Source organism: Cupriavidus sp. UYPR2.512, from assembly GCF_000379565.1.
Classification (GTDB): domain Bacteria; phylum Pseudomonadota; class Gammaproteobacteria; order Burkholderiales; family Burkholderiaceae; genus Cupriavidus.
On the sequence record NZ_KB902852.1, the window covers coordinates 530275 to 555692 of the forward strand.

A 25418-nucleotide genomic window follows, 5' to 3' on the forward strand; every position below is an offset into this window, starting at 1 on the left:
AATCGTGATGGCTCAAGGATTCGACGCGATCATCATCGGCACTGGGCAAGCCGGCCCCGCCCTCGCTGCGCGGCTGGCTGGCGCGGGCATGAAACTGGCCGTTATCGAGCGCGCGCGTTTTGGCGGCACCTGCGTGAACACCGGCTGCATTCCCACCAAAACCCTCATCGCGAGCGCGTACGCAGCCCAACTGGCGCGGCGGGCTGCCGAGTACGGTGTGACCATCGGCGGGCCGGTCGCCGTCGACATGAAGCAAGTGAAGGCACGCAAGGACGAGATCTCCGGCCGTTCCAGCAATGGTGTGGAACAGTGGATGCGCAGCCTGGAGAACGGCACGGTCTATCAGGGGCACGCCCGTTTTGAAAGCGCGCATAGTGTGCGGATCAACGGCGAACTGCTGGAAGCCGACCGGATTTTCGTGAACGTCGGCGGCCGGGCCCTGGTTCCGCCCATGCCAGGGCTGGACCAGGTACCGTACCTCACCAACTCGAGCATGATGGAGGTGGATTTCCTGCCGGAGCACCTGATCATCGTTGGCGGCAGCTACATTGGCCTCGAGTTTGGCCAGATGTACCGGCGTTTTGGGGCCAGGGTGACCGTTGTCGAAAAAGGCCCGCGCCTGATACAGCGCGAAGACGAGGATGTGTCGCAGGCAGTGCGGGAGATCCTGGAAGGCGAGGGGATTGAAATCCGGCTCAATGCCAACTGCCTGAGCGCGCGCAGGGAAGGCGATCACATTGCGGTCGGGCTGGATTGTTCGGATGGCGCGCGCGACGTCCACGGCTCGCACCTGCTGCTGGCGGTTGGGCGCGTTCCCAACACCGAGGACCTGGGGCTGGACCAGGCCGGGGTCGAGACCGACGCTCGCGGTTATATCCAGGTAGACGAACAGTTGCGCACCAACGTCCCTGGCATCTGGGCGCTAGGCGATTGCAATGGCCGCGGGGCGTTCACGCATACGTCATACAACGACTATGAGATCGTCGCTGCCAACCTCCTCGACAACGATCCCCGCCAACTGACGGACCGCATCGCGGCCTATGCCATGTTCATCGACCCTCCGCTCGGCCGCGCCGGCATGACGGAAGCAGAAGCCCGGCAATCCGGACGCAGGCTGCTGGTCGGCTCTCGCCCCATGAGCCGCGTCGGGCGGGCCGTGGAGAAGGGCGAGAGCCAGGGCTTCATGAAAGTCGTGGTCGACGCCGATACCCACATGATCCTCGGTGCCGCGATCCTCGGCGTGACCGGCGACGAGGTGATTCACTCGCTGCTCGATATTATGTATGCCAAAGCACCCTATGCCACCATCAGCCGCGCGATGCACATCCATCCCACGGTGTCCGAGCTGATACCGACGCTGCTGCAGGAGCTGCGGGTGCAGGCCTAGTTACTGCCTCCTTCAGAGCAGTTTGCACGCCTCGTCGAATTCCAGGCGGGGGCTGCGCGGAAACAGCTTGGCAGGGTCGCCATAGCCCAGGTTGCACAGGAAGTTCGATTTCACGTGGCTGTCCGGGAAATATTCGAGCTGGAAGGCATTGTCCTTAGGGTCCGCGGGAAAGAATTCGTGATCGACCTTGGCATTGTCGAAGCCGGACATCGGCCCGCAGTCGAGCCCCAGCGAGCGGGCGGCAATGATGAAGTACGCGCCCTGAAGGGAACTGTTTCGCCTCGCGGTAGCCAGTGCAAGCTCGGGGGTTTCGGCGAACCACGAGCGTGCGTCCGCATGCGGAAACAGCTTGGGCAGAAGTTCGTAGAACTTGATGTCATAGGCGATGATGGCTGTGACCGGTGCGGCCATGGTTTTCTCTACATTGCCCGGCGCCAGCGCGGGCAGCAGGCGCTGCTTGGCCTCAGGGGTACGCAGGAACAGAATGCGCGCGGGAGAGCTGTTGGCGCTGGTCGGCGCCCATTTCATCAAGTCATAGAGCTGCCGCAGGGTTTCGTCGTTCACAGGCTGGTTCAGCCATGCGCTGTGCGTGCGAGCCTCGCGAAAGAGCAGATCCATGCCTTCTTCACTCAAGCGCTTGTTCATGGTTATCTCCTGAAACGAAATGGGACCACGCGGCTGCCCGGCCGGGGGCCGCTTCTGTCTAGCATAGGCAGCGCCGCTCGCCGCCGCGCCGCCGGCTTTCGCATGGATCCGCCGGGCTTGTCCGTGCCATCAGCATGTGCCAGCACGGGCAGGGGCTCAGGTATCCGAAAAGCCGCTTTGGCACGCCGGGGGAAACGCGCAGTGATCCGGTCGGAGTGACGATTGCCGGCCCTGGTGCTCGGGGCGATACTGGTGAACACTTGGCGCACCTGTGCCACGAAAAATGGGGGAACAATGGGCGAGAAGACAAGGGCTCGTACAAGCACATACGCCGCGCGCGAGTCCTCCCTGCACCAGCTACCCATCCGGGTGGTGCGCGGCCGTCGCGCGCCTGTCATTGTGAAACCACTCGTCTGCGCTTGCCTGCCTGGCTTCCTCAAGCTGGCCGGGCGCGCGACGCATCGGTTCACGTAGCAAATGGCAGGAGTCATCACCATGGAAACCTCAACCCCCGGCGGAAATCCCTTGCAGGATCTTTCCGCCAACCTGGCAGCCATTGCCGAGCGCGTCGGCCAGAGTGTCGTCGCGGTGCACGGACGGCATCGCTTTCCCTCCAGTGGAGTCATCTGGCAACCCGGCGTGGTGGTCACGGCCGCGCATACGCTCAGGCAGGAAGACGGCATTGAAGTCACCCTGGCCGATGGCCGTACCGTGGCGGCCGTCCTGGCGGGACGGGACCCTGGCACCGACCTGGCCGTACTGAGGCTCGATGGCGTGGAGTTGAACCCGGTCGAGACGGGTGATGCGCGCGCCCTCAAAGCGGGCCATCTGGTGCTCGCGGTGGCGCGAGTGGACCGGCTCGGCACCAGCGCGGATTTCGGCGTTGTCGGCACTGCCGGCGGTCCATGGCGTACCTGGCGAGGCGGGCAGTTCGACGCCTTCGTGCGGCTTGACGGCGGCCTGCGCCCCGGTTTCTCCGGAGCGGCCCTGGCGGATATGCAGGGGCGGGTCATGGGCCTGTGCACATCGGCGCTCGCGCCTGGCGCTGGCATCCTGATACCGGCAGCGACAGTGGCACGCGTGAGCGGCGAACTGCTGAGCAAAGGACGTGTCTCGCACGGCTACCTCGGCGTGGGCACGCAGCCGGTGAACCTGTCGGACACATGGGTGACGAAGCTGAATCTGGCGTCCGGGCGCGGGCTGCTGGTGGTATCGCTTGCGGCGGGCGGGCCCGCGGAGCAAGCCGGGGTGCTGATCGGGGATGTGCTGGTCGAACTGGATGGCAAGCCATGCCAAGACATGGACGACGTCCATGCCGCGCTGGGCGGCGACCGTGTCGGGCAGTTGCTGAAGATCGGGCTGATCCGGGGTGGCGAACGCAGCGAATGCTCGGTCACGGTGGGCGAACGCCAGCAACGGAAGTCGTGCGGCTGAGATTCATGCCAGCCGCATGCCGGATGCCAGGATGACACCGATGAGCCCGGTCAGGGTTGCCGTGGTCGCCGCCTCGCCGCAGGCGCGGGCAAGCCTGCAGGTGCTTGTCGAGGCGGCGCCGGCGCTGGATTTCGCAGGCAGCGCGGCCGACACCGCAGGGATTGCCGACCGCTTTGCCGGCGACGTGCCGGATGTGGTCGTGATCGAACTTGAGCCGCAGGCCGGTGACCTGCCGGTGCCAGAGGCGGGCCGCGATCCCGCAGCGCCGGCGCTGGTCCTGCTCACCGACGAGGCGGACAGCGAAGGGATCCATGAGGCGCTGGGCGCCAGCGCCACGGCACTGCTGCCGCGCGGCGCGACGCCCGGCGAAATCATCGCCGCGATCGAAGCTGTGGCCGCGGGACTTTGCGTGCTGTCCCCGGAGATCCTCGCCAGGCTGCTGGCGCAGCGCAGGGCACCTCGCCAGACGGCATCCGCGGCTCTGACCGAAACGCTCACCCCACGCGAGCTTGAAGTGCTGGCCATGCTCGCCGAAGGGCTTGGCAACAAGGAAATCGCGCGCCAACTCGACATATCGGATAACACGGTGAAGTTCCACCTCTCCGCCATTTTCGGCAAGCTCGGCGCAAGCAGCCGCACGGAGGCTGTATTGCAGGGCATGCGGCACGGCCTCATCATGGTGTAGGAGGCTCAGCCCGGAGTCACATCACCAGCGCGCATCAGAGGAACGGCGAAATGTTCGCCATCGCGCGCGTCACGTAGGCCTCCTTCTCGCCCACTGGCGCCACATAGTCAATCGCGCTGCGTGCAGCCTCGACGCCTTCCAGACGGGCGATGAACCAGGCGGCCAGGTACTGCGACGCCAGGCACCCGCCGGCGGTTGCAACGTTTCCCTTGGCGACAAACGGCTGATCGAGCACGGCCACGCCGGCCTCCACTACCCATGGCTTGGTGGTCAGGTCCGTACAGGCCGGAACGTCGTTCACCAAGCCCAGTTTGGCGAGTATGAGCGTGCCCGAGCATTGCGCGCCCAACAACTGGCGCGTCGGGTCGAGGCGGAGTTGCGACATCAGCGCGGCATCGGCGACGACGTCCCGGGTTCGTATCCCACTACCCACCAGCACAGCGTCCGCGTTGCATGCGTCCTCCAGCGATGCTTGCGCCTCCATCACCACACCATTCAGCGAACGCACCCTGGGCGCCGGACTGGCGATTGAAACCCGCCAGCCGGGCCGCCTGACCCGGTTGAGGATGGCGAGCGCGATCAGCGAGTCGAGTTCGTTGAAACCTTCGAAGGTCAGGATGGCGATGTGCATGGGGGCCTCGTGGCAGTGGAGACGTTGGGTTGCGCCATCGTAGAGCCGAGAGTCAGTACATTCAAATAATTGTTATAGATACGCTCAGGCTGCGTCCTGCGGGTCCGCAAACGTCGCCATTCGCAGGATCGCTTCCCTGAGCTCCGACCTGAGTTGCGCCACCAGCTCCGCGGCCGGCAGGGACCTGGCCAACGGCGCTGCCTGCCCGGCCCACTGCGCTGCGTACTCCGCGCTCCCCGCGGCCTTGGCCGCGGCGTGAAGCGCCTTTCCCGCGTCATAGGCGATCGGGTAATCCGGAACCGGAGGTGCGTCGGCGGCGATGCCGAGTGCCGTGAGCCGGTTGGTGAAGCCCCTGGCCGCGCGGCCCGATATGGCGCGGGTGAGCGTGGTCGGGCGCGGTTGGGGCGCGGTCAGCGCCGCGCGATAGGCGGCATCCGCGGATGACTCCGGGCAGGCGACGAATGCCGTGCCAAGCTGGGCGGCTTCCGCCCCGAGAGCCAGCACCGCGGCAATGCCTGCCCCGTCCATGATGCCGCCCGAGGCAATCACCGGAAGTTTCGTGCCCAGCACCAGAAGACGCACCAGGGCCAGCGTGCCAAGGCCTTCGTCGTATCCGTCGGTGTCGAAGACGCCGCGGTGTCCGCCAGCTTCAATGCCTTGCGCGACGATGGCGTCCACGCCGGCGGCCTCTATCTGGCGGGCCTCATGCAGGGACGTTGCACTGGCCAGCAGCACAATGCCGGCCCCGCGCAGCGCGTCGATCTTCTCTTGGTCGGGAAGGCCAAAATGGAAGCTCACAACCGCTGGCTTTTCTTCCAGCAGCATCTGGAACATGGCGTCGTCGGCCACGAAACTCTTGTAGATCTCGCGCAAGCTCGCGGGTGTGGTCCCGCCGTGCTCGGCAAACTGGGCGGCAAGGTAGCTGAGCCAGGCCTGCTCGCGCGCCGCATCGGCTTTGGCGGGGGCGTGGCAGAACAGGTTGACGTTGAATGGCTTGCCAGTCAGCGCTCGTGTCTCGCGGATTATCTTTCGCGCGGCTTGCGCGTCCATTGCCCCAACGCCAAGCGAGCCCAGCCCGCCGGCCTCTGACACGGCGGCAGCCATGGCCGCTGTGCTGACACCGGCCATGGGCGCCTGGACGATGGGCGTGGAAATGCCCAGGATCGAACGAAGGTTGCGGCGGTGGCTGGAAGGCCTGGAAGTGTCCATGAGAGTCTCTTTCTCTTTGAAGTGCAGGATTCCGCTCGGGAAATGATCGAAGGCGAGGCTGTATCGCAGGGTATCGAGCATGCCATGAAATCTGGCGGCGTGAGATGTTGCTGCGGCTTCGCAAAACATTGTTCATCGCGCGACGCATGCGGACCTGTCGGTACGGGACAAGGTGACTTACCGCACGCGCCCGGCATTGCGCGCTTGGGATACCCGGCAACTATCGACTAGCTTGAAAGCCTTGGGGCCGCTTCGATGGGGCACATGATGAAGAGGATCACAGGGCGCCTGGCCACGATCGTTTCCGTGGGCGTAGCAGCGGGCCTTTTCGCCGCAAGCGGCGCGTGGGCTTCTGACATCGTCTGCAAACCAACTGCGCGCGAATCCCCTGTCCGCTGCAACAACCCGGATGGCTCCGGGGTGAGATGCAACCTTGCGACAGGCGAGGCCGGCCCGCAGGCGCGCCAGCGGCACCTGATCTGCGATACCCCCAGGCTGTCAGAGCGCTACGAGCGCATCTACGCGGAGCAGCAGAGGATGCTGCGCAAGGGCAGGATCCTGGACTCGGACATCGCCGCGTGGCGCGGCCGGCGCGATGCCTGCGACTCGGTACGCTGCCTGGAAAGCATGTTTGCCAAATTCTGGCGGGAGCGGGATTCGATGCGAATCACGCCGGGCCGGTCCGACGCCGCGAATCAAGCGGCAACGGCCAGGTCGACCCCGGCCAGCCAGGAGGCGGCACCGTCGCCTGCGGCGGCTTCTGCACCGGCCTCGCAGACCTCAACGCAGCCCTCAACGCAGCCCTCAACGCAGCCCTCAACGCAGCCCTCAACGCAGCCCTCAACGCAGACCCCTGCGCCGACGCAGCGCGTGCAAGAAGAGCCGCCGCCGGCGGAGCCGCCTGCCATCTCGGCCGGACCGGAGCCCGTCGAAACAACACGGCCGACGGCTCCCGCTGCCCAAGCGCTGCCTGTCTGGCAAGGCACAACTCTTCCCGTTGCCGAGAACAAGAACGGCAGCCCGGCCAGGCCCTATCCGCCAGCCCTTGCCGTGGAGAGCCTGCTTTCCGGACTTGCCGTGATGGGCGCGGGTTTCCTGTGGACGCGCCGTGCCGCGCGCGCACAGGATCGGACGCGTTTCGCCATCCCGGCCGCGGTGGTGGTGGTCTATGGCTTGCTGCTTGTGAATGCGCTGCTGCTGCCGTTTACGCTTGCCGTGAAGTGAGGACCCTATCGCCTTGCCGACAATGCATAGCTCCGCATCTTGAGCAGGCAGTGGCCATCGGGGCCCGGCGCGCAGCAGCTACGCATGGATACGCTCAGCGCCGGCGTTCAACGCCCCTTGAAAATCGGGTGCCGGGCGCAAACCGACAGCACGATGCGCTCGGACTGCGCCAGGTAGTCGTTGAGGGCTGCGGCACACTCTGCGAGCTTGCCCGACTCGAACAACTGCAGGATGTGCTGGTTCATCTCGACATATGGGCCATGCAGGAATTCCGGATCCTGCAGCATGCCGAAAGCCAGGCGCAGCTCGGCGAGCAGGTGGGAGAACATCACGTTCAGCCGCTCGCTGTCGGCCAGTTCCACGATGGCCATATGGAACTCCATATTGGCGGTGCCCGCGCCTTGCCAGTCGCCGCTGTCGCGGCAGCGCAGTCCCATTTCCACCGCTTCGCGCAGGTGCTTCCTGGCCGGATGGCTGGGGTAGGCCTGGGCGATGGCCTGGCACTCGATCATGCGGCGCACGCGGTAGATGTCGATGATGGCCGCGATGCTGGGAATCGCCACGGATACCCCGCGGTTGGGTTCGTGCTTGAGCAGGCCTTCCTTGGTCAGCACGCGAAAGGTCTCGCGCAAGGTATTGCGCGAGATCTGCAGGCTCTCGCTAAGCGCGGCTTCCGACAAGCGCTGCCCGGGCGCGAATTCGCCATGCACGATGCGCTGGCGAATCTGCTCCGTGACCCGCTCGGCCAGATTTCTTACGTCAGTACTGGATGTCATGTTGGCTTCGGGGCGACAGGTTCCGGCATGCCCCGTGCGGGATGTTATCTCACTTTGTTGAACAATAGGCACAAGATTGGTGCGAAGTATGCCCTGCAAACGGGACTTAGGTGTATACCACGATCGAACAACAAGCCATATTGTTCAACAATAAGTCATGGTGGTTGAGTCATACGTGCATATAAATGAACATGGCATGTGTTTTGCTAAACAGCGGTTGGGGTGCGGGGCCGCTGAATAGCGGTCTTGCTCGCTACCGGAACTTCGTCGTGAAGACAGCGCGACGAGCCTTGTCCACGCTTTGTCCTTATCCATAGTGAGCGCAACCATGTGGCTTAAAGAAACAAACCAGACGGAGCGCAAGACGCTCTTTGCCGCCTTCGTCGGCTATGGGGTCGATGCCTTCGACTACATGATCTACACCTTCATGATCCCCACCTTCATCCTGGTGTGGGGCATGACCAAGGCGGAGGCGGGCTATATCGCGACGGGCGCGCTCATCAGCTCGGCCATCGGCGGCTGGCTGGCCGGCATCCTGGCCGACAAATATGGTCGCGTGCGGATCCTGCAGCTGACTGTGCTCTGGTTCAGTTTCTTTACGTTCCTGAGCGGCTTCACCCAGTCCCCCGAGCAACTGTTCCTGACCCGCATGCTGCAAGGCCTGGGCTTTGGCGGTGAATGGTCGGTCGGTTCCTTGCTGATCGCCGAGATGATCCGGGCCCGCCACCGCGGCAAGGCGGTCGGACTGGTGCAAAGCAGCTGGGCCATCGGCTGGGGCCTGTCGGCGATCGCATTCTGGGCGGTCTATGCCGTGTTCGAGCAGCAATACGCATGGCGCGTGCTGTTCTGGGCCGGCGTGCTGCCGGCGATCTTTATCCTGTATATCCGCCGCAATATCTCCGAGCCCGAGGTGTATCAGGAAACCAGGGCCAAGCTGGCCCGCACCGGCCAAAGCAATAACTTCATGCTGATCTTCAAGCCCGGCGTGCTGCGCGTGACGGTGCTGGCAAGCCTGCTGGCGACCGGTATGCAAGGTGCCTACTATTCGGTGACGACCTGGCTGCCCACCTACCTCAAGATGGAGCGCAATCTCTCCGTGCTCAACACCAGCGGTTACCTGATGGTGTTGATCGCCGGGTCCTTCGCCGGCTACCTGACCAGCGCCTGGCTATCCGACCACCTGGGGCGCCGGCGCTGCTTTATGCTGTTTGCGGTGAGCGCGGCCTTCCTCGTGATCTGCTATACGCAGTTGCCGATCACCGACGCTGCCATGCTGGTGCTGGGTTTCCCGCTGGGTTTCTTCCTGTCCGGCATCTTCTCGGGGATGGGGGCATACCTGACGGAGCTGTACCCGAGCCATATCCGCGGCTCCGGCCAGGGCTTCTGCTACAACTTTGGCCGTGCCGTCGGTTCGGTATTCCCGGCCATGATCGGGCATATGAGCGCATCGATGTCGCTGGGTGTTGCCATCGGCTATCTCGCCGCCGGCGCCTATGGGCTGGTCGTCATCGCCTGCCTGCTGTTGCCGGAAACGCAAGGGCGCGAACTGCTCGCCGAAGCCGGGGCCGAGGCCGAGGCTGCGCATTGATCACCGCCAACACGGCCAGAGCTCCGCGCACGGCAGACCTGACACTATGCAAATCCACCTCCTGGGGCGCGACGGCGTAAAGATTCGCGCGTTCGCCTGATCCACGACACTGGAGCAACACTCATGCAAGATTCCGCACTGGAACGCGCCCGCATCGCCGCCGTGAACGCCGCGCGCGAAGCGCGCGCAAGCTACCGTGCCGGCACGGTACAGCCTACCGCCGGCATTGCACCGGGGATGACGCAAGCCAACATGATCGCGTTGCCGCGCGACTGGGCCTGGGACTTCCTGCTGTACGCGCAACGCAATCCCAAGGCCTGTCCCGTGCTCGACGTGATCGAAGCGGGTGCACAGCAGACCGTGCTGGCGGAAGGGGCGGATATCCGCACCGACATCCCGCTGTATCGCGTGTGGCGCAATGGCGAGCTGGTGGAGGAGGTGGCGGATGCCACGCCCCTGTGGACTGAGCACCCGGATCTGGTCACCTTCCTGATCGGCTGCAGCTTCACCTTCGAGACGCCGCTGCAAGAGGCAGGCATCGAGGTGCGGCATATCGCCGACGGTTCCAACGTGCCGATGTACCGCACCAACCGCCAGTGTCGACCGGCGGGCCGCCTGCATGGCGAGATGGTCGTGTCCATGCGGCCCATCCCTGCGCATCGGGTTGCCGATGCGGTTTCCATCAGCGGACGCTTCCCGTCGGTGCACGGCTCGCCCGTCCATGTCGGCGATCCGGCCGCGCTGGGCATTGCCGACCTCGCCAGGCCTGACTTTGGTGACGCCGTGCGTATCGAGCCAGGCGAGATCCCGGTGTTCTGGGCTTGCGGCGTCACGCCCCAGGCGGCCGTGATGGCGTCAGGCGTGCCGTTCGCCGTGACGCATGCGCCGGGCCACATGTTCATTACCGACGTGCCAGACAGCACGTATCACGTCTAGGACCTCCGGGTCATTGCGGAGCTCGTTTTGCGTTTTCTGCCCGTCACTTCGAATGCACTGCTGGTGGAACTGGCCGACCTGGACCAGACGCTGGCCTTGCTGGCCTCGCTGCAGCGCGATCCCCTACCCGGCGTGGCGGAGCTCGTGCCCGCCGCGCGCACCATCCTCGTTCACTTCCGCCCAGTGGCCACCAGCGCCGCCGCGCTGGTACGGGCCATCGCCGCGCGCGACCTGTCGCAGCGCGTCGGGCGCAGCAACATCCTGGTCGAGATTCCGGTGCGCTATGACGGCGAGGACCTGGCCGAGGTGGCCCAGCTGCTTGGCATCACGCCCGCGGAAGTGGTGCGCCGCCACACCGGCAGCGAATACACCGTTGCCTTTACCGGCTTTGCGCCAGGCTTTGCCTATCTCAGCGGCGGCCATCCCAGCTTCGACGTGCCGCGCCGCAGTACGCCGCGCACGCGTATTCCCGCCGGTGCCGTGGGCCTGGCGGGCACCTTCAGCGGCGTGTACCCGCAGGCCAGCCCGGGCGGCTGGCAGATCATCGGGGTCACCCCCGTGGCCATGTGGGACCTGAATCGCGAACAGCCTGCGCTGCTGCTGCCCGGCTATCGTGTGCGGTTCATCGACATCGCCACGCTCGATGGCGTGCTCGATGCGGGCAGCGCCATCGCCGCTGGCGCCCCGGCGCGCCAGCCGTTGCCGACGGACAAGGCGCCTGCTGCCGCGGCGCTGAAGGTGAAGGCCACCGGGCTGCAGACGGTGTTCCAGGACCTGGGCCGGCACGGCCAGGCGGGGCAGGGCGTCTCGGCCTCGGGTGCGATGGACCAGGCCGCCCTCAAGATGGCCAACCGCCTGGTCGGCAACCGCAGCGACTGCGCGGCGCTCGAGACCGTGGGCGGCGGCCTGCAACTGCAGAGCGTGGGCGAAACCGTGCTGGCTGTCACCGGCGCCGATGCGGCGCTGACGGTGCGCACTGCCGATGGCCGCCTATGGAGCGTCCCGAACCACCAGGCCGTGGCGCTGGCCGATGGCGACACGCTAAGCATCGGTCAGCCTCTTGCCGGCGCCCGGAGCTATGTGGCTGCACGCGGCGGGTTTGCCGTCGCGCCGGTCCTGGGCAGTTGTGCTACCGACACACTGGCCAAGGTCGGCCCCGCGCCGCTGGCCGTGGGCGATGTGCTGGACCTGCTGGCGGCACCGGCCGGCGCCGTCGTGGGCCCCCCCGGGTTGCCTGCCGCCGACCTGCCCACGGTGGCGCAGGACGTCGTGCTGGATGTGGTGCTCGGTCCCCGCACCGACTGGTTCACTGCCGAGTCCGTGGCGCGCCTTGCTGCGCAGCGCTGGCAAGTCACCCCACAATCCAACCGCGTGGGCCTGCGCCTGGCCGGCGAGGTGCCGCTGGAGCGCGCCATCACCGGCGAGCTGCCCAGCGAGGGCACCGCCCTGGGTGCGTTGCAGGTGCCGCCAAGCGGCCAACCCGTGCTGTTCCTGGCCGACCACCCGCTGACCGGCGGCTACCCCGTGATCGGGGCCGTGGCTCCTTACCACCTGGACCGCGCCGGACAGATTCCGGTTGGCGCCTGGCTGCGCTTCAACCCGGTCGGCGCCTTCGAAGAACTTCAACCGTCAGAACTGCAACCGTCGGCGCAGCGACCGTCTGCCGCCTGAGCGCACAAGCCCCAACCGAGATTTGCGATGAAGAAAGTCCTGATTGCCAACCGTGGCGAGATTGCCGTCCGCATCATCCGCGCCTGTGCCGACTACGGCGTCGGGTCGGTGGCCGTGTATGCCAATGCTGATATCGACGCGCTGCACGCGCGGCTGGCCGACGAGGCTTATGGCCTGGATGGCGACCGTCCGGCTGACACCTACCTGAACATTCCCAAGCTGCTCGATATCGCCCGACGCAGCGGGGCAGATGCCGTGCATCCGGGCTACGGCTTCCTGTCGGAAAGTGAAGCCTTTGCCAAGGCAGTGATCGATGCCGGCCTGGTCTGGATTGGCCCGTCTCCCGCCACGATTGCCCGGCTGGGCGATAAGGTGGAAGCGCGCAAGATCGCCTTGCAGGTTGGTGCCCCGCTGGTCGCCGGCACGCCCGACCCGGTCGTGGACGCCAGCGAGGTACTGGCCTTTGCCGAGCAGAACGGCCTGCCGATTATCATCAAGGCAGCCTTCGGCGGCGGCGGCCGCGGCATGAAGATCGCATGGCGCATGGATGAGGTTGAAGAGCTGTACGCCTCCGCCGTGCGCGAAGCTGTCACTGCCTTTGGGCGCGGCGAATGCTTCGTTGAGCAGTTCCTCGACAAGCCTCGCCATATCGAAGCGCAGGTACTGGCCGACCAGCATGGCAATGTCGTGGTGCTGGGCACGCGCGACTGCTCGCTGCAGCGCCGCAACCAGAAGCTGGTCGAAGAAGCCCCCGCGCCGTTCCTGACCGACGCGCAGCGCACGCGTATCCACGCCGCCGCCCGCGACATCTGCGCGGCGGCCAACTACACCAGTGCCGGCACCGTGGAATTCCTGCTCAGCGCCAGCGGCGCGATCTCCTTCCTGGAGGTCAACACCCGCCTGCAGGTGGAGCACCCCGTGACCGAGCAGACCACCGGCGTGGACCTGGTGGTCGAGCAATTGCGGGTGGCGGATGGCTTGCCGCTCTCCATTACCGAAACCCCGGCGCCGTTGGGCCATTCGATCGAGTTCCGCATCAACGCCGAGGACGTGGGCCGCGGCTTTCTGCCCACGCCCGGGCCGGTGCAAACCTTCGAGGCTCCGTCGGGCCCCGGGGTGCGCGTGGACTCGGGCGTGCAGTCGGGCTCGGTGGTCCCCGGCACATTCGACTCGCTGATGGCCAAGCTCATCGTGACCGGTGCCACGCGCGAACAGGCGCTGGCGCGCGCACGCCGTGCGCTGCGCGAGTTCCGTATCGAGGGTGTGGCGTCGGTGCTGCCGTTCCACCGTGCGGTGATCGACCACGCAGATTTCCTCGGCGCGGATGGCTTCAGGGTCCACACGCGCTGGATCGAGTCGGACTTCGCCGAACCGCTGGCGGCGGCCACCCGTGCCGAGCCCCAGCACGATGCCAGCCTGCTGCGCACCGCCATCGAGATCGACGGCCGGCGCATGGTGCTGGGCCTGCCGGCGCAGCTGCTGCGCGGCCTCGCCGACGCGCCCGGGCAAGGCAGCGCCGCGGCGCTGGCCCAGGCCGCCGCTACCGACCCGGCGGACCTGCCGTCCCCGATCGCCGGCACCGTGCAGACCTGGAAGGTCGCAGTGGGTGACGAGGTCAAGGAAGGCGATTTGATCGCCGTGATGGAAGCAATGAAGATGGAGATGCAAGTCCATGCGCATCGCGGCGGCCGCGTAACGTGGCAGGCGGCCGCAGGCACTTTCCTGACGGCGGGGACGCGGCTGGTTAACATTGTGTGAATTCACTAAGCATGCCGGCCAAAGGGTAGGGCGTGCCGCTCAGCTCAGCGCAAGCCCCGCGTGCGCCAGCAACTGGCGAAACACCGCCAGGCGTGTATCGCCTGTCTCCGCCAGCCGGTGGCAGACATGGAGGTGTTCAGGCATATCGCTGTGTCCGCGCAGCGCATCCTTGCACTCCCGCTCGGAGATCTCCAGGTGGACGCCCGCGAGCACCGCGCGGCCCTTGCCAACCCGTGAACTGACGATGGCGGGCGGCGTGCCATCGATATCCGCATAGACGGCCAGGACCTGCGTGTCAGCGCCGGGGGCGTCGCCGAAGTCAAAGCGGCAGCCGCCATGGTAGTGGGTGTATAGCGACATCGGGACATCGGTCAGCCTGTCCGTGGTCCGCAGTTTCACCGCGGCCGTGGTACGCGGCGTGCCGTCATACAGCATGCCATCAGTAAGTTCTGGCAGCGAGCCCACTGCCACCGCGTCGACAAAGCACAGTTCGCGCGGGCCGCAGATTGCGCCCCTGGTGCCGGCGTGAAACGCCATTTCCCGACATGCGTAGTAAGCGCCTGCGCAAATCCCGAGGTAGACGCCGCCCTGCTCGACGAAATGCCGGATGCGCACGTTCGGCGCACCGTTCAGCATTGCACAGTAGGGAAGGTCGGCGCCCCCCGGCATGACAAACAGCACCGCACCATCGAACAGCGTGGTGTCGTGCCGGATCTCGTCTGCCATCACCGCTCGGATCTCGTAGGTGCTGGCATGGAGCTGGTGCCCGATGGTCCGCATCAGGCACGCGGTCCAGTCGGAAGCGCCGGCGTCGACATAGGTCAGGATCTGGGGCCTTGGCATACCGGCATCCGTTTTTGCATTACGAACGTGAACTCACGGGACGGCTCCGGTACCTCTCCCGGAGAGGAGGTTGGGTGACAGGTGCTCTTGTTGTGTGTCGACAAGGCACCGTTGCCCTGAATGGATTCAAGCATAACGCTGCCGGCCGGCAAGATTTCGGTGACATCGCCAACATGGGAAATTTGGAGAATCGTGACCGGATTTCAAGCAATTCCCGTCCAGAACCTCGTGGAAATGAGGCTACCGAAGCACTTGTTTCGTGGGGATACAAGCAATGGACAACTAAAGCCCGTTGTAAACCCAACAGGATCCTATCTCGGCGGCGTATCTTTACGGCCGGTCAGGAACCAAGTATGCAGTGCGCCAATTCCCTTAGCCTCGATTGTCCCCCGCTCCTCGAACAAATAGAGTTCGTCAAGAAGACGCCTGGTTGCGCCTGTCACCTGGATCCGCCCGGCGACACCGTGCGATTCCATTCGGCTGGCCGTATTGACCGCGGCCCCCCATAAGTCGTATATGAACTTGCGCTTGCCGATGACCCCGGCGACCACTGGCCCACTATTGATGCCAACGCGCATTTGCAGGTTGTAGCCGCTGCGCTGGTTGACGTGGATGAGGGCGTCTACCATGCCCAACGCCATCTCCGCTGCTCGTACTGCGTGATCCGCGGCGGGTTCGGGGAGCCCCGCGGCGGCCATATAGGCATCGCCAATGGTCTTGATTTTTTCGAGGCCGCAATAGTCCGCAATGATGTCAAACTCGCAAAAGATTTCATTGAGGACAGCAACCAACTGCTCGGGGCTCATGTCAGCCGAAAACCGGGTGAAGGCGACGATGTCCGCGAATAGAACTGATACTTCAGAGAAGCTGTCAGCGATAATCTCGGGAATACTGTTGGCGACCAGATCAGGGCGCGTCTTCAGCTTCTCGGCGATGGGGTAGGGAAGCAAATTGAGCAGCAGCCGCTCTGATAATTTCTGCTCTGTCATGAGCTTATCGTAGAGGCTCTGGAGTTCGTCGCGCTGCCTCCGAATCAACTCCCAGCTGGCTTGCAGTTCCTCGTTCTTTTGGGCGAGCGCTGCTTCTGCGTGCTTCTTCTCCGTGATATTGCGGCCTTCAGGGAGCAGAAACACAACGGTGCCATTCGAATCCCGAATGGGCAAGAGCGAAAAATCGACAATGATTGTCTCTTCGCCCCTCGCTTGACCGTAGACTTCGAAGTCACCTCGGACGAACTCGCCCTGGCTTGCGCGCCGGATTAGCGCTTGCAGCAAGGCCTGGCTCTCCTGCGAGATGACCCACCAGCGTGCCTCCCAGAATGGCTTTCCCCGAATATCGTCCATCCGGATGCCGATCCCTTCGAGCGCTGCGCGGTTAATCTCGAGCATCTTGCCGTCGACATCCAGAAGGCCGACAAACTGGTACATCGCATCCAGCATGATGCGTGCGAGCTTGTCCCTTTGGGTATCGAAATCGTCACTCGCGGAGAGCGTTACATCGCGCACCCGGAACTCTGCGGAGTTAGAGAACAGCTGGCGACTGATGATAGCCATGCTTCACCTCTTTCGCCCCTCGGGCTGGCTGTGGAACCAGCCTGCCGGCTGATCCCGGCAGCATACAGGGCTGCCTCCCATTGGAGCATACCCCGGCTTTGCGGGTCCGCTCCCGCGGACCCGTCGTCGTTAGAACGCTGTAACCACCTTGAACCAGAATTTGTCGCCGGCAAACCGGTTCTCGGCATACGCTTCATGCTGCCATTGGGCGACGAAGCTGGTGCCCTTGGCATTCGTATAGGAGACACTCGGGCCAATGGCGAGCACTTCACCACGTCGGCCCCGGCTCCACACGCCGGGCACCTCCGGTACCACGGTGCCATTGAACTTGTCGTCCGTGACTTGCTTCAGATAATAGCCGCTCAAGCCGACAGTCCACGGGCCGATATGCTTGCCAAAGGCATAGTCCACGTGCAGTTCCTGCCCTGACTGATAATTTCCAGTCATGCCGCCAAAGTTCGCGTCCTTGTTCTTGCCCTTGATGTTGTACATGACCTTGGCGGAGACTTCCCAGCCGCCCTGGCCCAGCCAGGTGAATGCGGCGACCGGCTCGAAGGCCCAGTAGTTCGCGCCGATGCTGGTCCTGGGATCGTTCTGGTCGTATCGTCCCGTTGGCAGGTAGATGTCCAGGCCAGTCGTGACATGCCAGTTGTCACCATGCCAGCCGAGGACAATCGGGTCGATCGAGATGTCACCCAGGCCGGTGGCGCTGCGGCGGCCGCCCAACTGGGGGAGATTCATCGATTGATAGACCAGCGGGACGATTGCCTGCATGCCCCAGCTTGCGCCAAGGATCGTGAAGTCCGTTACCTTGACGAGACGCACGGCGTCAAACCAGGCATCCACCTTGGCGGGATTCCCTCCAATGCTGGCGTTGTCGCCGTTGCCGTCCTTGAGTTTGCCGCCGTAGTAGCCGGTGTAATTGAGAAAGTATGTGCCGGGAGGGGGCAATGCTCCCGACATCCAGCTTTCGGCGCCATTTGGATACTGGTCTGCACCTTCCTTGGCGAAGGCTTGGTTGCCGACTAGCGCAAGCAAACCGGCCAGCATGGCCGCGATGGCTCGTTTCTTCAATTCGTTCTCCTCCTTTTGTGGTTATGGGCGAGCGGATGGAATGTCAGCCGGGAATCAAGGCAAGGACGCGTAGCGGACTGCCAGAGCCATCCTTGATCTTCAGCGGGGCAGCGACAATCAGTGCGCCCTGCGGAGGAAGCTGGTCGAGATGGGTCAGGCATTGCAGACCGTAGCGGTTGTTGCCGTGCATCAGGTAATGGCACGGGAACGGAAACTCCCAGCCATAGGATTGGCCCGCGTCGGTACCAATTGCCTCGACGCCGAATCCATGGACATCGCGCTCTTCGATCATCCACTGGACGACTCCCTGGTCGGGGCCGGGGGTGTGCATGCCATCATCGCGCGCATTCAGGTACGCCTCGGGACTAGTGCGCCGGGACCAGTCGGTACGCATCAGGACCCAGGAGCGGGGCGGGATGCGTCCATGCCGGGCTTCCCATGCCTTGACGGCGTCGACAGTGAGCAGGAAGTCCGGGTCTTCGGCGGCCTCGCTGGAGCAGTCGATGACGCAGGCGTTGGCGAAAAATTTCTCAGCGGGGATGGTGTCGGTCGTATTGTCCGGCAGATCCTTGCCGGATACCCAATGGACGGGCGCGTCGAAATGGGTGCCGGTATGCTCGCCGCAGGAAAAGTTATTCCAGTACCAGTTCGGGCCCCGCTCGTCATAGCGGGAGATGGTCTCTTGCCGGAAGGGCCAGGTCTGGCCCATCTCGGGCGGGAGCGAGATGGTCGGAAACTCGGGACTCAGAGTTTGGGTCAGGTCGACCACGCGGATGCGGCCAGCCAGAAGGTCTGCTGCAAACTGGGCGAGGCTGTTGCTCATGGTTGTCTCCTTTCAGATCTTTTCACTTTCAGTTTGATTTCGCCCGCTTCCGTGCGAGCGCATTGGCGACGTGGTAACCAGATGTGCCGCCAAGACCGGGCCCTGGATGCGTAGAGGCGCCGATATGGTGGAGATGCTTGACCGGCGTTGCGTGATCCTTGACCCCTGGAAGTGGCCGCCAGAACATGAACTGGTCAATACTGCATTCGCCGGAATAGGGGTCGCCGCCGACGAGATTGATGTTCATCGCTTCGAGGTCCGCCGGGGACAGGACAGTCCGCCCGACGATGCTCGCCTTCAGGTTTGGAACCTGGCGCGCAATGCGCTCGATGATCCGGTCCGCGTAGCGTTCTCTGATTTCCGGCGTCCAGCGGCCGTCCGCGGGGGCGGGAATTTCTCCCAAGGCATCGCCTTTGATACTTCGCGGGCATTCGGGGACCTGGATCCAGAGTATCCAGCCACCAGCCGGGCTCCTCGACGGGTCAACCGCACAAGGCTGGGCAACGCAAACCGTACCTTCGGCTGGAAGCAGCCCGCGCTCTGCTTCGCTGACTGCCCTGGAGACGCCGTCCAGACCAGAGGTAAGGTGCAGGTAGATGACGTCCCGCAGATGCTCTTGGGGCCAGTCCGGCGGGGCTGACAACGACAAGTGAATCTGCATATTGCCCTTTCCATAGCGGTACTCTGCGGCCTGTTGCCGCAGACCAGCCGGAACGTGTTCAGGGGCCAGCAGCTTGCCGTAGAGCTGCCCAGGGGTGACATTGCAGATAATTTCCTTGCCCGTGAATACGCGCTTGTCCCGTGTCCTTACGCCCCGCGCCGCGCCGCCGAGGACCAAGATATCCTCGACATCGGCATTGACATGGAGCGCACCGCCCCGGCTTTCGATGATCCGGCGAAATGCATCGACCGTCCGGGCATTGCCGCCTTGGACGATTGGCAGTCCCACGGCCTCCAGGCTGAACGCGACCACTTTGCCCATTAGCGCAGACATGGCGCTCTCCGGGCCAAGGCCGGTATGCAATACCCAAGGTGCCAGCAGCGCCCGGACCAGGTCGGATTTGACGCGGGTCTCCAGCCAATTCCGGCAACTCATCAGCGCGGGGGAGAAGAAGGCAACAGTGTCATGCACGCCTTGCTTCCACAGGCGGCCAGCCACCGTCCTTGCCACACCCGCGCTCCAAAGCTCGTTGCCGAGCAGCGAGAACACCAGTCCGGCATTCCGCTCGACCTCCTGCATGGCGGCCATATAGGCATCGCCGTCGCCGCTTGCCAGCGCATTGAATGCGCTGACATTGCGCTCGCGGGAGGTGGCTAAGATCAGCGAACGATTGTCGGGTAGTAATACGCCCGTGGGCGTGTCGTTATTGCGGTAGCTGAGCCCCGCCTGATGGAGATCGTCCTTCAGCTCCGCGTAGCCGGGCGAGGTGACAAACAGTGGGTGTGCGGTGGACAACGTGTCGTGCAGGTAACCCGGTGCGTTCAGGGACTCGGTGCGAATGCATCCGCCCAGCGTGCTGTTGCGTTCCAGCACGCAGACGCGTTTGCCACGCCGGGCGAGGACGGCAGCGCAGACAAGCGAATTGATACCACTGCCGACAATGACGGCGTCATAGGTACTCATGGATTATCCCGGGGGCAAGGATACGAAGGGGGCAATGCGTTTGGCCGCGGCGTTGGCCTGCATTTGTCCTGAACGCTCGGCCGCGTGCGGCATCTAGGTCGCTGCGCTGTACTCGCTGCGGATCAGCTCTGCAAGGTCGGTGAGCGCATTGGCAGCGCGGGCATACCCGCCCTTATAGAAGAGCAGGGATTCACGGTCCGATGTGTCGAAATGATGGACTTCGCCAATGAAAATAATGTGGTCGCCCCCATCGAACTGCTGCGCATTGCGGCATTGAAAGACCGCCGCGCACCCTGGCAGAACAGGCGAGCCTTCGATGCCATCCGTGCATGAGATACCAACGAACTTGCCGTCCGCGCCGCGCGCGAAGCGGTTCGAGACATCTTCCTGGTTGGAAGCCAGGACGTGAATAACGAAACTACCGGTCTTCTGGAATGCCTCAAGGCTGTAGGACTTCTTTGCGAGGCTCCACAGCACCAGACGCGGCTCCAGCGATACCGAGCTGAAGCTATTGACAGTCACGCCCCATGGTTCGCCATCGGCGGTGCGGGTTGTGACGATGGCTACGCCAGTAGCAAAGCGGCCGAGGGCATTCCGAAACTCGCGAGCGTCGGTCATGGTTGTCTCCTGTGGCCTGCCGCGCCGATGACGGGGCAAGCAGGCAATTTGTTCTAGTGAGGCTGTGATGTCTTCAGGCGGCCCGGGTCTGGGACTCTTGCGCGATCCAGGCGTCGGTGGCTTCCTCGTCGAACCAGTAGCTGCCGTAGTCACGCGGATCGTTGAAGCCGTTGGCGATGCGGTGGGCAATACGCGGCGCGTGCTGCGCTGTGGCCAGGAGCTTGACGATGTGGTCCGGCGGCGGGAACAGCAAAGAGTTTGTCCAGCGGATCACCGGCTCTGCGTAGCCCTCATAAAGGCCGTCGAAGGTTAACTGCATCCATGCCTTGTCGAAGGGCTTGTCACCCTGGCGCAGGATGGCGTCGAAATAGTGCAGGGCGCCTTTGGTGGCGTTATTCGAGCCTTGGCCGGTGATCGGATCGTTGACCATGACGGCGTCGCCCAGGCCCATCACAACCCGGCCGGAGGGCAGCGTAAGGGTGGGGTTACGCACGGTCGGCGTGACACGTCCGCTCAGGACGCCGTTCGCATCGGTGAGTTGGACATTGGCGCACCGCTCGATTTCCCAAGGGAGGTAATCGCGTAGGATACCCAGGCAGACGTCCAGGTGCTGGTCGGCTGATTTGACATCAGCCCAACGGTCCATCGGGCCGCCGGGAATGGCTTCGAATACCATGATGTCACAGGCTTGCGTTTCGTTGCTGCCCTTGGTGGTCAGGGCCGGGAAGACGAAATACTCGCCGACACCGGGAATCAGGTTGAAATTGACGCATTCAAACGGGCCGCTGCGCTCCATCCCCGTCACGTAGGCAAGTGCCAGCTGGCGCTGCGGATGGCGAACGGGAGAGCGCGCATCATTGCGGGTCAACAGGTTGACGATCTCGCCCTTGCCGCCTGCCAACAGGACCAGGTCATGGCTTTCGGCCAATGCTTCAAGCTGGGGAATCTCGACGTTCTCGATGCGGAGATTGCCGCCGCGGGTCTCAAATTCCGCCATCCATCCGGGCATCTTGACACGCTGATCCACCGACTGCGCAGAGGCATTCAGGCGAGCGCGCCAATGGATGGCCATCTCGCCCTTGCCATCGGGCGTCGGGATGGTCAGGCCAATACCATTGACGTTGGGGCACTGCGATTCCCATTGATTCATCCCGAAATTGCGCTCGATCTGAAGGGCCTGGTCGAAGATGCATTGGGATGACATCACCTTACCGTTCCAGACTTCCTCCGCGGTGCGGTTGGTCACCAGCGTGACCTCGTAGCCTTGCTGGAGCAAGGCGCATCCGAGCAACAGGCCGGCCTGGCCTGCGCCGACAATGGCAATCTTGCGGGGCGTGATCTTGGCAATGGAATGGGTTGTCATGTGTCTCTCCAGTGGGGTGTCTTCTATGTGTCCGGCGCAGGGGGCGGAATCGGCTGGGTTGCCGGCGCCGCGATTCATCGGGCGGTATTACGCCATGAGGCGTTGGATGGCTGCCTGCCGACCTTCCGGGCCCAATGCGCCATAGCCCCCGTCACACGCGTAGTCGGTGCCGGTGACGAACGCAGCTGCATCGGACAAGAGAAAGAGGACAACTTGCGCAACTTCCTCAGGCTTGCCGAGGCGTCCGAGCGGGTGGAAGTCGGCGGCAACAGTGTCGGCCTTGGCCTTGTCGCCGCCGCTGAGCGTGCTGATGACCGACGACCACGTCCATCCCGGCGAGACCGAGTTCACGCGAATGTTGTCAGGGGCCAGGTCAAGCGCCGCACTGCGCGTGAACTGCTGCATCGCGGCCTTGGTAATCGGGTACAGCCAGCGCCCCGCCTGCGCCACGCCGGCCGAGATCGAGGCAAAGTTGACGACGGCTCCGCCGCCGCGCTTTTTCATCTCTGGCACGCATGCCTTGAGCATCATCGCCGCGCCGACGACATTGACGTTGTAGGAATCCAGCCACTGCTCGCGGGTGGAATCGGCGCCGTTGTCCACATAGGTGCAGGCGCAGTTGATGAGCAAATCGATGCCACGAAACGCATCGACGGTTTGGGCGATACAGGTAGCGATGTCGGCATCGCTGGTCACGTCCACGGCAACATAGCGGCAACGCGCCGGATGGCGTTCCGCGATCTGGCGACCACCTTGTTGGTCGATGTCGACGACAACGACGTTCGCGCCTGCCGAGATCAGGGCCGACACCACCGCCTCGCCAATCATCGTTGCGCCACCGGTCACGATGGCCGTCTTGCCTTCAATGCCTTGCATGTCTGTCTCCGCTTATTGTCTTGGCTTGCACGTAGCCATGTGGGAGGTAGTTTGGTTTAGCAATGACGACGCTGCTATCCAGAATCCGCCGGCAAATATCCGGATTGCGAGCCTTTGCTGGTAGCAGGAAATTGGGGCGGTGATGCGGGCAGAATGAGCAGCCTTGCGGTGCGGCTCGGCCTGAAGGGTGTCGGTGCTGCGCAGCTTTATTGTTGTATCAACGACTGAAAGGATGCCAAAGGGCGACTGGTCCAGAGCGAGGCTAAGGGAGCCCGAGGGCCCTCAACGCCCGGTATCGCTGAAATGGCGTTCCCTTGCGTCGCCACGCAACGTTGCTGAGGGGGAAACGCCGAAGCGCTTCTTGTAGTAGGCCGCAAACCGGCCGAGATGCGTAAACCCAAACCGATATGCAATATCCGTGATGGAGGCATGCTCGGCTCCCGCAGCGGCGATAAGCGCTTGTCGCACGCTGTCCAGCCTGACGTCGCGCAGGTACCCAACCGGCGTTGTATTGAGGTGGCGCCGGAAGCCTTCCTCCAGCGCCCGGACACTGACGCACGCGATTTTTGCCAGATCTGCGACGGTCAGCGGTGTATCTGCATTCGCGCGAACATAGTCGATTACCCGCTGCATATGACGCGGCCTGGCAGGTTCGGCGCTGCGTGCAAGGAGATGGGTATAGGTGTGCGGCTGAAGCAGCAGCAGAGTCCGCAAGAGATAATCCTCCATCGACGCCACCGCCGCGGGGAATTGGAGCCAGTGGGTACCGTGCTGATCGATATTCCTTGCAAGGTCGAGTACAGCTTGTGTCCAGGGGCTGGAAAGACCTGCGTGTTGGGGCAGCGACGGATCGAACGCAAGAGGACCGTCTGGGTCGCACCCTGTCAACAAGGCGAAGCGGTGCTCCATGGCCGCCTTCTTTATCCAGAGCAACACCTGCGCACAGTCCTGGTGCCAGTGCATTCGAGTTGGTGTGTCCGGGCTGAGCAAGCTGGCTGTTTTGACGTCAGAAACTACGCTCTGCGCGCCGCACTGGATGTCTGCGTGGCCTGCGACAGGAATCTGAGCCAGGTAAAAGTTGCCTAGCCGGCCAGGATCGATCTGGACATCCGCGCCATAGGCAAGGAAATTGATGGCAGTGTCATGCAGCTTTACCAGGTTGTGCTGCACGTGCAAATGCTGCGCTGCGCCAACAACACGCAGTTCATGCGGGCAAAACACAGCTGCAATCTTGCCCTGCGTCTCCTCAACGTCTTGCGAGCGGAACAAAGGATACTGAGCGAGCAGACCCCGTAACGCGTCCTTCTCGGCACTTGGTACGGGCGGCATTTCCGGTGAAGGTTGAGGGGCGGTCTGCATCGTCTCATTCCTGGAGGATTGCAGCGCGTCAGGCTCGCATGCGCCGCGAGATGCCTGCGCAATCCACTTATTTTGTACCTAAAGTTCCTGCTAGTAGCAAGAGAGCGGCCGTGTGCGCGGAGTGCTTGCCGAAGCCGAAGTGTCCCGCCGTGGTATGTTCTGTTTCCGCCCGGCCAACGAGGCCGTCCAACTGACCACCGTACCGCATGAACTCCCGCAGCGATACCGCCGAAGACGACTTTGTCGATAACTACACTCCAGGCCTGCTGGCCCAAGCCAGCCAACTTATCTCGGGAGAATTCCACGCGATCGTTCAGGCCAACGGTTTCACCATCTCAGACTGGCGCGTCCTGGCAACACTGTCGGGCGGCAAGTCAATCAGCATCGGGGAACTGGCGCAGATCTCGGTAACCAAGCAGCCCACTGTGACACGGCTGCTCGATCGCATGGAAGCGCAGGGCTACGTGAAGCGCATTCCGCATGAGACCGACCGGCGCATCACGCTGGTGCGCATCACGCCGCGCGGCCAGAAGCTGACCTCTAACTTGATTGCACAGGCCCTCCTCCATGAGGCCGAGGTACTGGCACCGCTCGGCAAGAAGAAGGCCGACGAATTGCGCGCCACGCTGAAGTTGCTAATCCAGCTGCATCGCTCTGCCAACTGAAGTCAGCCCGGGACTCAGCCCGGTCGGCGCATTTGGAACAACGTCGACTTGCTGATTTCATAGTAGTCGGCCGGGCCGCCACCGCGCAGAATGGGGCGGGCGGCGGCAGTGTCATAGACGCCGTCCTGCAGGAAGGCCTGGTCAATATGCACGCCAACGACCTCGCCAAGTACCATCCACGTCTCGAGCAGGGCGCCGTCCGCCTTGGCCAGCTGCATGATTTTGGTCGCGCGGCATTCAAATGACACTGGGCTTTCCGCTACGCGAGCTGCCGACACCAGGCGCGATGGCCTTGGCGTCAGGCCCGCCAGGTCGTATTCGTCGACTTCGGGAGCAACGCCGGTGCTGGTGAGGTTCATGCGTTCGGCCAGTGGGCGCGTCACCAGGTTCCACACGAACTCGCCGGTGGCCTCCACATTGCGCACGGTGTCCTTGTAACCGACGCTGGAGAATGCCACCACAGGGGGCGTGTAGTTAAAGACGTTAAAGAATGCGTAGGGGGCGAGATTGGCGCGGCCCGCCGTATCCACCGTGGAAATCCAGCCAATTGGACGTGGGCCGACGATTGCGGCAAGCGGGTCATGCCGCAATCCGTGGCCGCGCGTGGGCTCGTAGAAGTGAATATTGTCCATGTTCGTGTGCGCAGCGTCGTCCCTGCCCGGGCAGGAACGACGAA

Annotated in this window: 23 protein-coding genes; 9 read left to right on the forward strand and 14 right to left on the reverse strand. The window is 63.7% G+C overall.

Annotated elements, in window-relative coordinates:
- Positions 1 to 7 precede the first annotated feature (7 nt).
- Positions 8 to 1387 carry an FAD-containing oxidoreductase gene (locus A3A5_RS0102400; RefSeq protein ID WP_018309068.1) on the forward strand — a complete coding sequence of 460 codons (1380 nt, stop codon included), beginning with the start codon at positions 8 to 10 and terminating at the stop codon, positions 1385 to 1387.
- A gap of 12 nt (positions 1388 to 1399) precedes the next feature.
- Here the strand turns inward: A3A5_RS0102400 and A3A5_RS0102405 are convergent, their stop codons facing one another.
- Positions 1400 to 2032: a malonic semialdehyde reductase gene (locus A3A5_RS0102405; protein ID WP_018309069.1), complete on the reverse strand. Its 633-nt coding sequence runs from the start codon at positions 2030 to 2032 to the stop codon at positions 1400 to 1402.
- Between the two features lie 495 nt (positions 2033 to 2527).
- Here A3A5_RS0102405 and A3A5_RS0102410 point away from each other — a divergent pair, with 495 nt between their 5' ends.
- Both A3A5_RS0102410 and A3A5_RS0102415 read left to right on the forward strand, forming a co-directional pair.
- Entirely contained in the window at positions 2528 to 3466 is a 939-nt protein-coding gene (locus A3A5_RS0102410) for a S1C family serine protease (protein WP_051108472.1), read from the forward strand.
- A gap of 40 nt (positions 3467 to 3506) precedes the next feature.
- Entirely contained in the window at positions 3507 to 4151 is a 645-nt protein-coding gene (locus A3A5_RS0102415; RefSeq protein ID WP_018309071.1) for a response regulator transcription factor, read from the forward strand.
- 34 nt (positions 4152 to 4185) lie between these two features.
- On the opposite strand, the gene A3A5_RS0102420 is transcribed toward A3A5_RS0102415, so the two are convergent.
- Both A3A5_RS0102420 and A3A5_RS0102425 read right to left on the reverse strand, forming a co-directional pair.
- Positions 4186 to 4782 carry a DJ-1/PfpI family protein gene (locus tag A3A5_RS0102420; RefSeq protein ID WP_018309072.1) on the reverse strand — a complete coding sequence of 199 codons (597 nt, stop codon included), beginning with the start codon at positions 4780 to 4782 and terminating at the stop codon, positions 4186 to 4188.
- 84 nt (positions 4783 to 4866) lie between these two features.
- Positions 4867 to 5991, reverse strand: coding sequence for a nitronate monooxygenase family protein (locus A3A5_RS0102425; RefSeq protein ID WP_026200369.1), 1125 nt, complete (start codon positions 5989 to 5991; stop codon positions 4867 to 4869).
- 255 nt (positions 5992 to 6246) lie between these two features.
- Between A3A5_RS0102425 and A3A5_RS0102430 the strand changes: the two genes are divergently transcribed.
- Positions 6247 to 7215 (forward strand): GntR family transcriptional regulator, encoded by a 969-nt coding sequence (locus A3A5_RS0102430; RefSeq protein WP_232431248.1) that lies wholly within the window; start codon positions 6247 to 6249, stop codon positions 7213 to 7215.
- 107 nt (positions 7216 to 7322) lie between these two features.
- Here A3A5_RS0102430 and A3A5_RS0102435 read toward each other — a convergent pair whose 3' ends face one another.
- Positions 7323 to 7991 (reverse strand): GntR family transcriptional regulator, encoded by a 669-nt coding sequence (locus A3A5_RS0102435; protein ID WP_026200371.1) that lies wholly within the window; start codon positions 7989 to 7991, stop codon positions 7323 to 7325.
- A gap of 328 nt (positions 7992 to 8319) precedes the next feature.
- Between A3A5_RS0102435 and A3A5_RS0102440 the strand changes: the two genes are divergently transcribed.
- The 4 genes from A3A5_RS0102440 to A3A5_RS0102455 all read left to right on the forward strand — a co-directional run bounded on the left by A3A5_RS0102440 (position 8320) and on the right by A3A5_RS0102455 (position 13944).
- Complete coding sequence (locus A3A5_RS0102440) at positions 8320 to 9579, forward strand: MFS transporter (protein ID WP_018309076.1); 1260 nt, start codon at positions 8320 to 8322, stop codon at positions 9577 to 9579.
- 123 nt (positions 9580 to 9702) lie between these two features.
- Positions 9703 to 10515 carry a putative hydro-lyase gene (locus A3A5_RS0102445; protein WP_018309077.1) on the forward strand — a complete coding sequence of 271 codons (813 nt, stop codon included), beginning with the start codon at positions 9703 to 9705 and terminating at the stop codon, positions 10513 to 10515.
- Positions 10516 to 10542: 27 nt separating this feature from the next.
- Complete coding sequence (locus A3A5_RS0102450) at positions 10543 to 12186, forward strand: 5-oxoprolinase/urea amidolyase family protein (RefSeq protein WP_018309078.1); 1644 nt, start codon at positions 10543 to 10545, stop codon at positions 12184 to 12186.
- Positions 12187 to 12213: 27 nt separating this feature from the next.
- On the forward strand, positions 12214 to 13944 hold the full coding sequence (locus A3A5_RS0102455) for a biotin carboxylase N-terminal domain-containing protein (protein ID WP_018309079.1): 1731 nt from the start codon (positions 12214 to 12216) through the stop codon (positions 13942 to 13944).
- A 39-nt stretch (positions 13945 to 13983) separates the two neighbouring features.
- Here the strand turns inward: A3A5_RS0102455 and A3A5_RS0102460 are convergent, their stop codons facing one another.
- The 9 genes from A3A5_RS0102460 to A3A5_RS0102500 all read right to left on the reverse strand — a co-directional run bounded on the left by A3A5_RS0102460 (position 13984) and on the right by A3A5_RS0102500 (position 24077).
- Positions 13984 to 14787 (reverse strand): BPL-N domain-containing protein, encoded by an 804-nt coding sequence (locus A3A5_RS0102460; RefSeq protein WP_018309080.1) that lies wholly within the window; start codon positions 14785 to 14787, stop codon positions 13984 to 13986.
- Between the two features lie 311 nt (positions 14788 to 15098).
- Positions 15099 to 16340 carry an adenylate/guanylate cyclase domain-containing protein gene (locus A3A5_RS0102465; RefSeq protein ID WP_018309081.1) on the reverse strand — a complete coding sequence of 414 codons (1242 nt, stop codon included), beginning with the start codon at positions 16338 to 16340 and terminating at the stop codon, positions 15099 to 15101.
- A 129-nt stretch (positions 16341 to 16469) separates the two neighbouring features.
- Positions 16470 to 17414 (reverse strand): transporter, encoded by a 945-nt coding sequence (locus A3A5_RS0102470; protein WP_026200372.1) that lies wholly within the window; start codon positions 17412 to 17414, stop codon positions 16470 to 16472.
- Positions 17415 to 17457: 43 nt separating this feature from the next.
- Positions 17458 to 18237: a cyclase family protein gene (locus A3A5_RS0102475; RefSeq protein ID WP_018309083.1), complete on the reverse strand. Its 780-nt coding sequence runs from the start codon at positions 18235 to 18237 to the stop codon at positions 17458 to 17460.
- A gap of 28 nt (positions 18238 to 18265) precedes the next feature.
- Positions 18266 to 19861, reverse strand: a complete 1596-nt coding sequence (locus A3A5_RS0102480; RefSeq protein ID WP_018309084.1) for an NAD(P)/FAD-dependent oxidoreductase — start codon at positions 19859 to 19861, stop codon at positions 18266 to 18268.
- A 93-nt stretch (positions 19862 to 19954) separates the two neighbouring features.
- Positions 19955 to 20479 (reverse strand): flavin reductase family protein, encoded by a 525-nt coding sequence (locus A3A5_RS0102485; RefSeq protein ID WP_018309085.1) that lies wholly within the window; start codon positions 20477 to 20479, stop codon positions 19955 to 19957.
- A gap of 73 nt (positions 20480 to 20552) precedes the next feature.
- Positions 20553 to 21842 (reverse strand): styrene monooxygenase/indole monooxygenase family protein, encoded by a 1290-nt coding sequence (locus A3A5_RS0102490; protein ID WP_018309086.1) that lies wholly within the window; start codon positions 21840 to 21842, stop codon positions 20553 to 20555.
- A gap of 87 nt (positions 21843 to 21929) precedes the next feature.
- A complete protein-coding gene (locus A3A5_RS0102495) occupies positions 21930 to 22718 on the reverse strand; it encodes an SDR family oxidoreductase (RefSeq protein ID WP_018309087.1) in 789 nt (262 codons plus the stop codon).
- A 282-nt stretch (positions 22719 to 23000) separates the two neighbouring features.
- Positions 23001 to 24077, reverse strand: coding sequence for an AraC family transcriptional regulator (locus tag A3A5_RS0102500; protein WP_026200373.1), 1077 nt, complete (start codon positions 24075 to 24077; stop codon positions 23001 to 23003).
- A gap of 206 nt (positions 24078 to 24283) precedes the next feature.
- Here A3A5_RS0102500 and A3A5_RS0102505 point away from each other — a divergent pair, with 206 nt between their 5' ends.
- Entirely contained in the window at positions 24284 to 24742 is a 459-nt protein-coding gene (locus tag A3A5_RS0102505) for a MarR family winged helix-turn-helix transcriptional regulator (protein WP_018309089.1), read from the forward strand.
- A 14-nt stretch (positions 24743 to 24756) separates the two neighbouring features.
- On the opposite strand, the gene A3A5_RS0102510 is transcribed toward A3A5_RS0102505, so the two are convergent.
- The gene (locus tag A3A5_RS0102510) at positions 24757 to 25374 is read right to left on the reverse strand and encodes a flavin reductase family protein (protein ID WP_026200374.1); all 618 of its coding nucleotides are present in this window, start codon (positions 25372 to 25374) and stop codon (positions 24757 to 24759) included.
- Between the last annotated feature and the right edge of the window lie 44 nt (positions 25375 to 25418).

What these genes read in the sequence shown, in the direction of transcription:
- A3A5_RS0102480 (WP_018309084.1), bottom strand. Translation starts at nt 19,861, where the DNA reads ATGAGTACCTATGACGCCGTCATTGTCGGCAGTGGTATCAATTCGCTT.
- A3A5_RS0102405 (WP_018309069.1), bottom strand. Translation starts at nt 2,032, where the DNA reads ATGAACAAGCGCTTGAGTGAAGAAGGCATGGATCTGCTCTTTCGCGAG.
- A3A5_RS0102425 (WP_026200369.1), bottom strand. Translation starts at nt 5,991, where the DNA reads ATGGACACTTCCAGGCCTTCCAGCCACCGCCGCAACCTTCGTTCGATC.
- A3A5_RS0102445 (WP_018309077.1), top strand. Translation starts at nt 9,703, where the DNA reads ATGCAAGATTCCGCACTGGAACGCGCCCGCATCGCCGCCGTGAACGCC.
- A3A5_RS0102485 (WP_018309085.1), bottom strand. Translation starts at nt 20,479, where the DNA reads ATGACCGACGCTCGCGAGTTTCGGAATGCCCTCGGCCGCTTTGCTACT.
- A3A5_RS0102475 (WP_018309083.1), bottom strand. Translation starts at nt 18,237, where the DNA reads ATGAGCAACAGCCTCGCCCAGTTTGCAGCAGACCTTCTGGCTGGCCGC.
- A3A5_RS0102435 (WP_026200371.1), bottom strand. Translation starts at nt 7,991, where the DNA reads ATGACATCCAGTACTGACGTAAGAAATCTGGCCGAGCGGGTCACGGAG.
- A3A5_RS0102440 (WP_018309076.1), top strand. Translation starts at nt 8,320, where the DNA reads ATGTGGCTTAAAGAAACAAACCAGACGGAGCGCAAGACGCTCTTTGCC.
- A3A5_RS0102500 (WP_026200373.1), bottom strand. Translation starts at nt 24,077, where the DNA reads ATGCAGACCGCCCCTCAACCTTCACCGGAAATGCCGCCCGTACCAAGT.
- A3A5_RS0102400 (WP_018309068.1), top strand. Translation starts at nt 8, where the DNA reads ATGGCTCAAGGATTCGACGCGATCATCATCGGCACTGGGCAAGCCGGC.
- A3A5_RS0102495 (WP_018309087.1), bottom strand. Translation starts at nt 22,718, where the DNA reads ATGCAAGGCATTGAAGGCAAGACGGCCATCGTGACCGGTGGCGCAACG.
- A3A5_RS0102505 (WP_018309089.1), top strand. Translation starts at nt 24,284, where the DNA reads ATGAACTCCCGCAGCGATACCGCCGAAGACGACTTTGTCGATAACTAC.
- A3A5_RS0102415 (WP_018309071.1), top strand. Translation starts at nt 3,507, where the DNA reads ATGAGCCCGGTCAGGGTTGCCGTGGTCGCCGCCTCGCCGCAGGCGCGG.
- A3A5_RS0102455 (WP_018309079.1), top strand. Translation starts at nt 12,214, where the DNA reads ATGAAGAAAGTCCTGATTGCCAACCGTGGCGAGATTGCCGTCCGCATC.
- A3A5_RS0102510 (WP_026200374.1), bottom strand. Translation starts at nt 25,374, where the DNA reads ATGGACAATATTCACTTCTACGAGCCCACGCGCGGCCACGGATTGCGG.
- A3A5_RS0102460 (WP_018309080.1), bottom strand. Translation starts at nt 14,787, where the DNA reads ATGCCAAGGCCCCAGATCCTGACCTATGTCGACGCCGGCGCTTCCGAC.
- A3A5_RS0102490 (WP_018309086.1), bottom strand. Translation starts at nt 21,842, where the DNA reads ATGACAACCCATTCCATTGCCAAGATCACGCCCCGCAAGATTGCCATT.
- A3A5_RS0102465 (WP_018309081.1), bottom strand. Translation starts at nt 16,340, where the DNA reads ATGGCTATCATCAGTCGCCAGCTGTTCTCTAACTCCGCAGAGTTCCGG.
- A3A5_RS0102410 (WP_051108472.1), top strand. Translation starts at nt 2,528, where the DNA reads ATGGAAACCTCAACCCCCGGCGGAAATCCCTTGCAGGATCTTTCCGCC.
- A3A5_RS0102430 (WP_232431248.1), top strand. Translation starts at nt 6,247, where the DNA reads ATGGGGCACATGATGAAGAGGATCACAGGGCGCCTGGCCACGATCGTT.
- A3A5_RS0102420 (WP_018309072.1), bottom strand. Translation starts at nt 4,782, where the DNA reads ATGCACATCGCCATCCTGACCTTCGAAGGTTTCAACGAACTCGACTCG.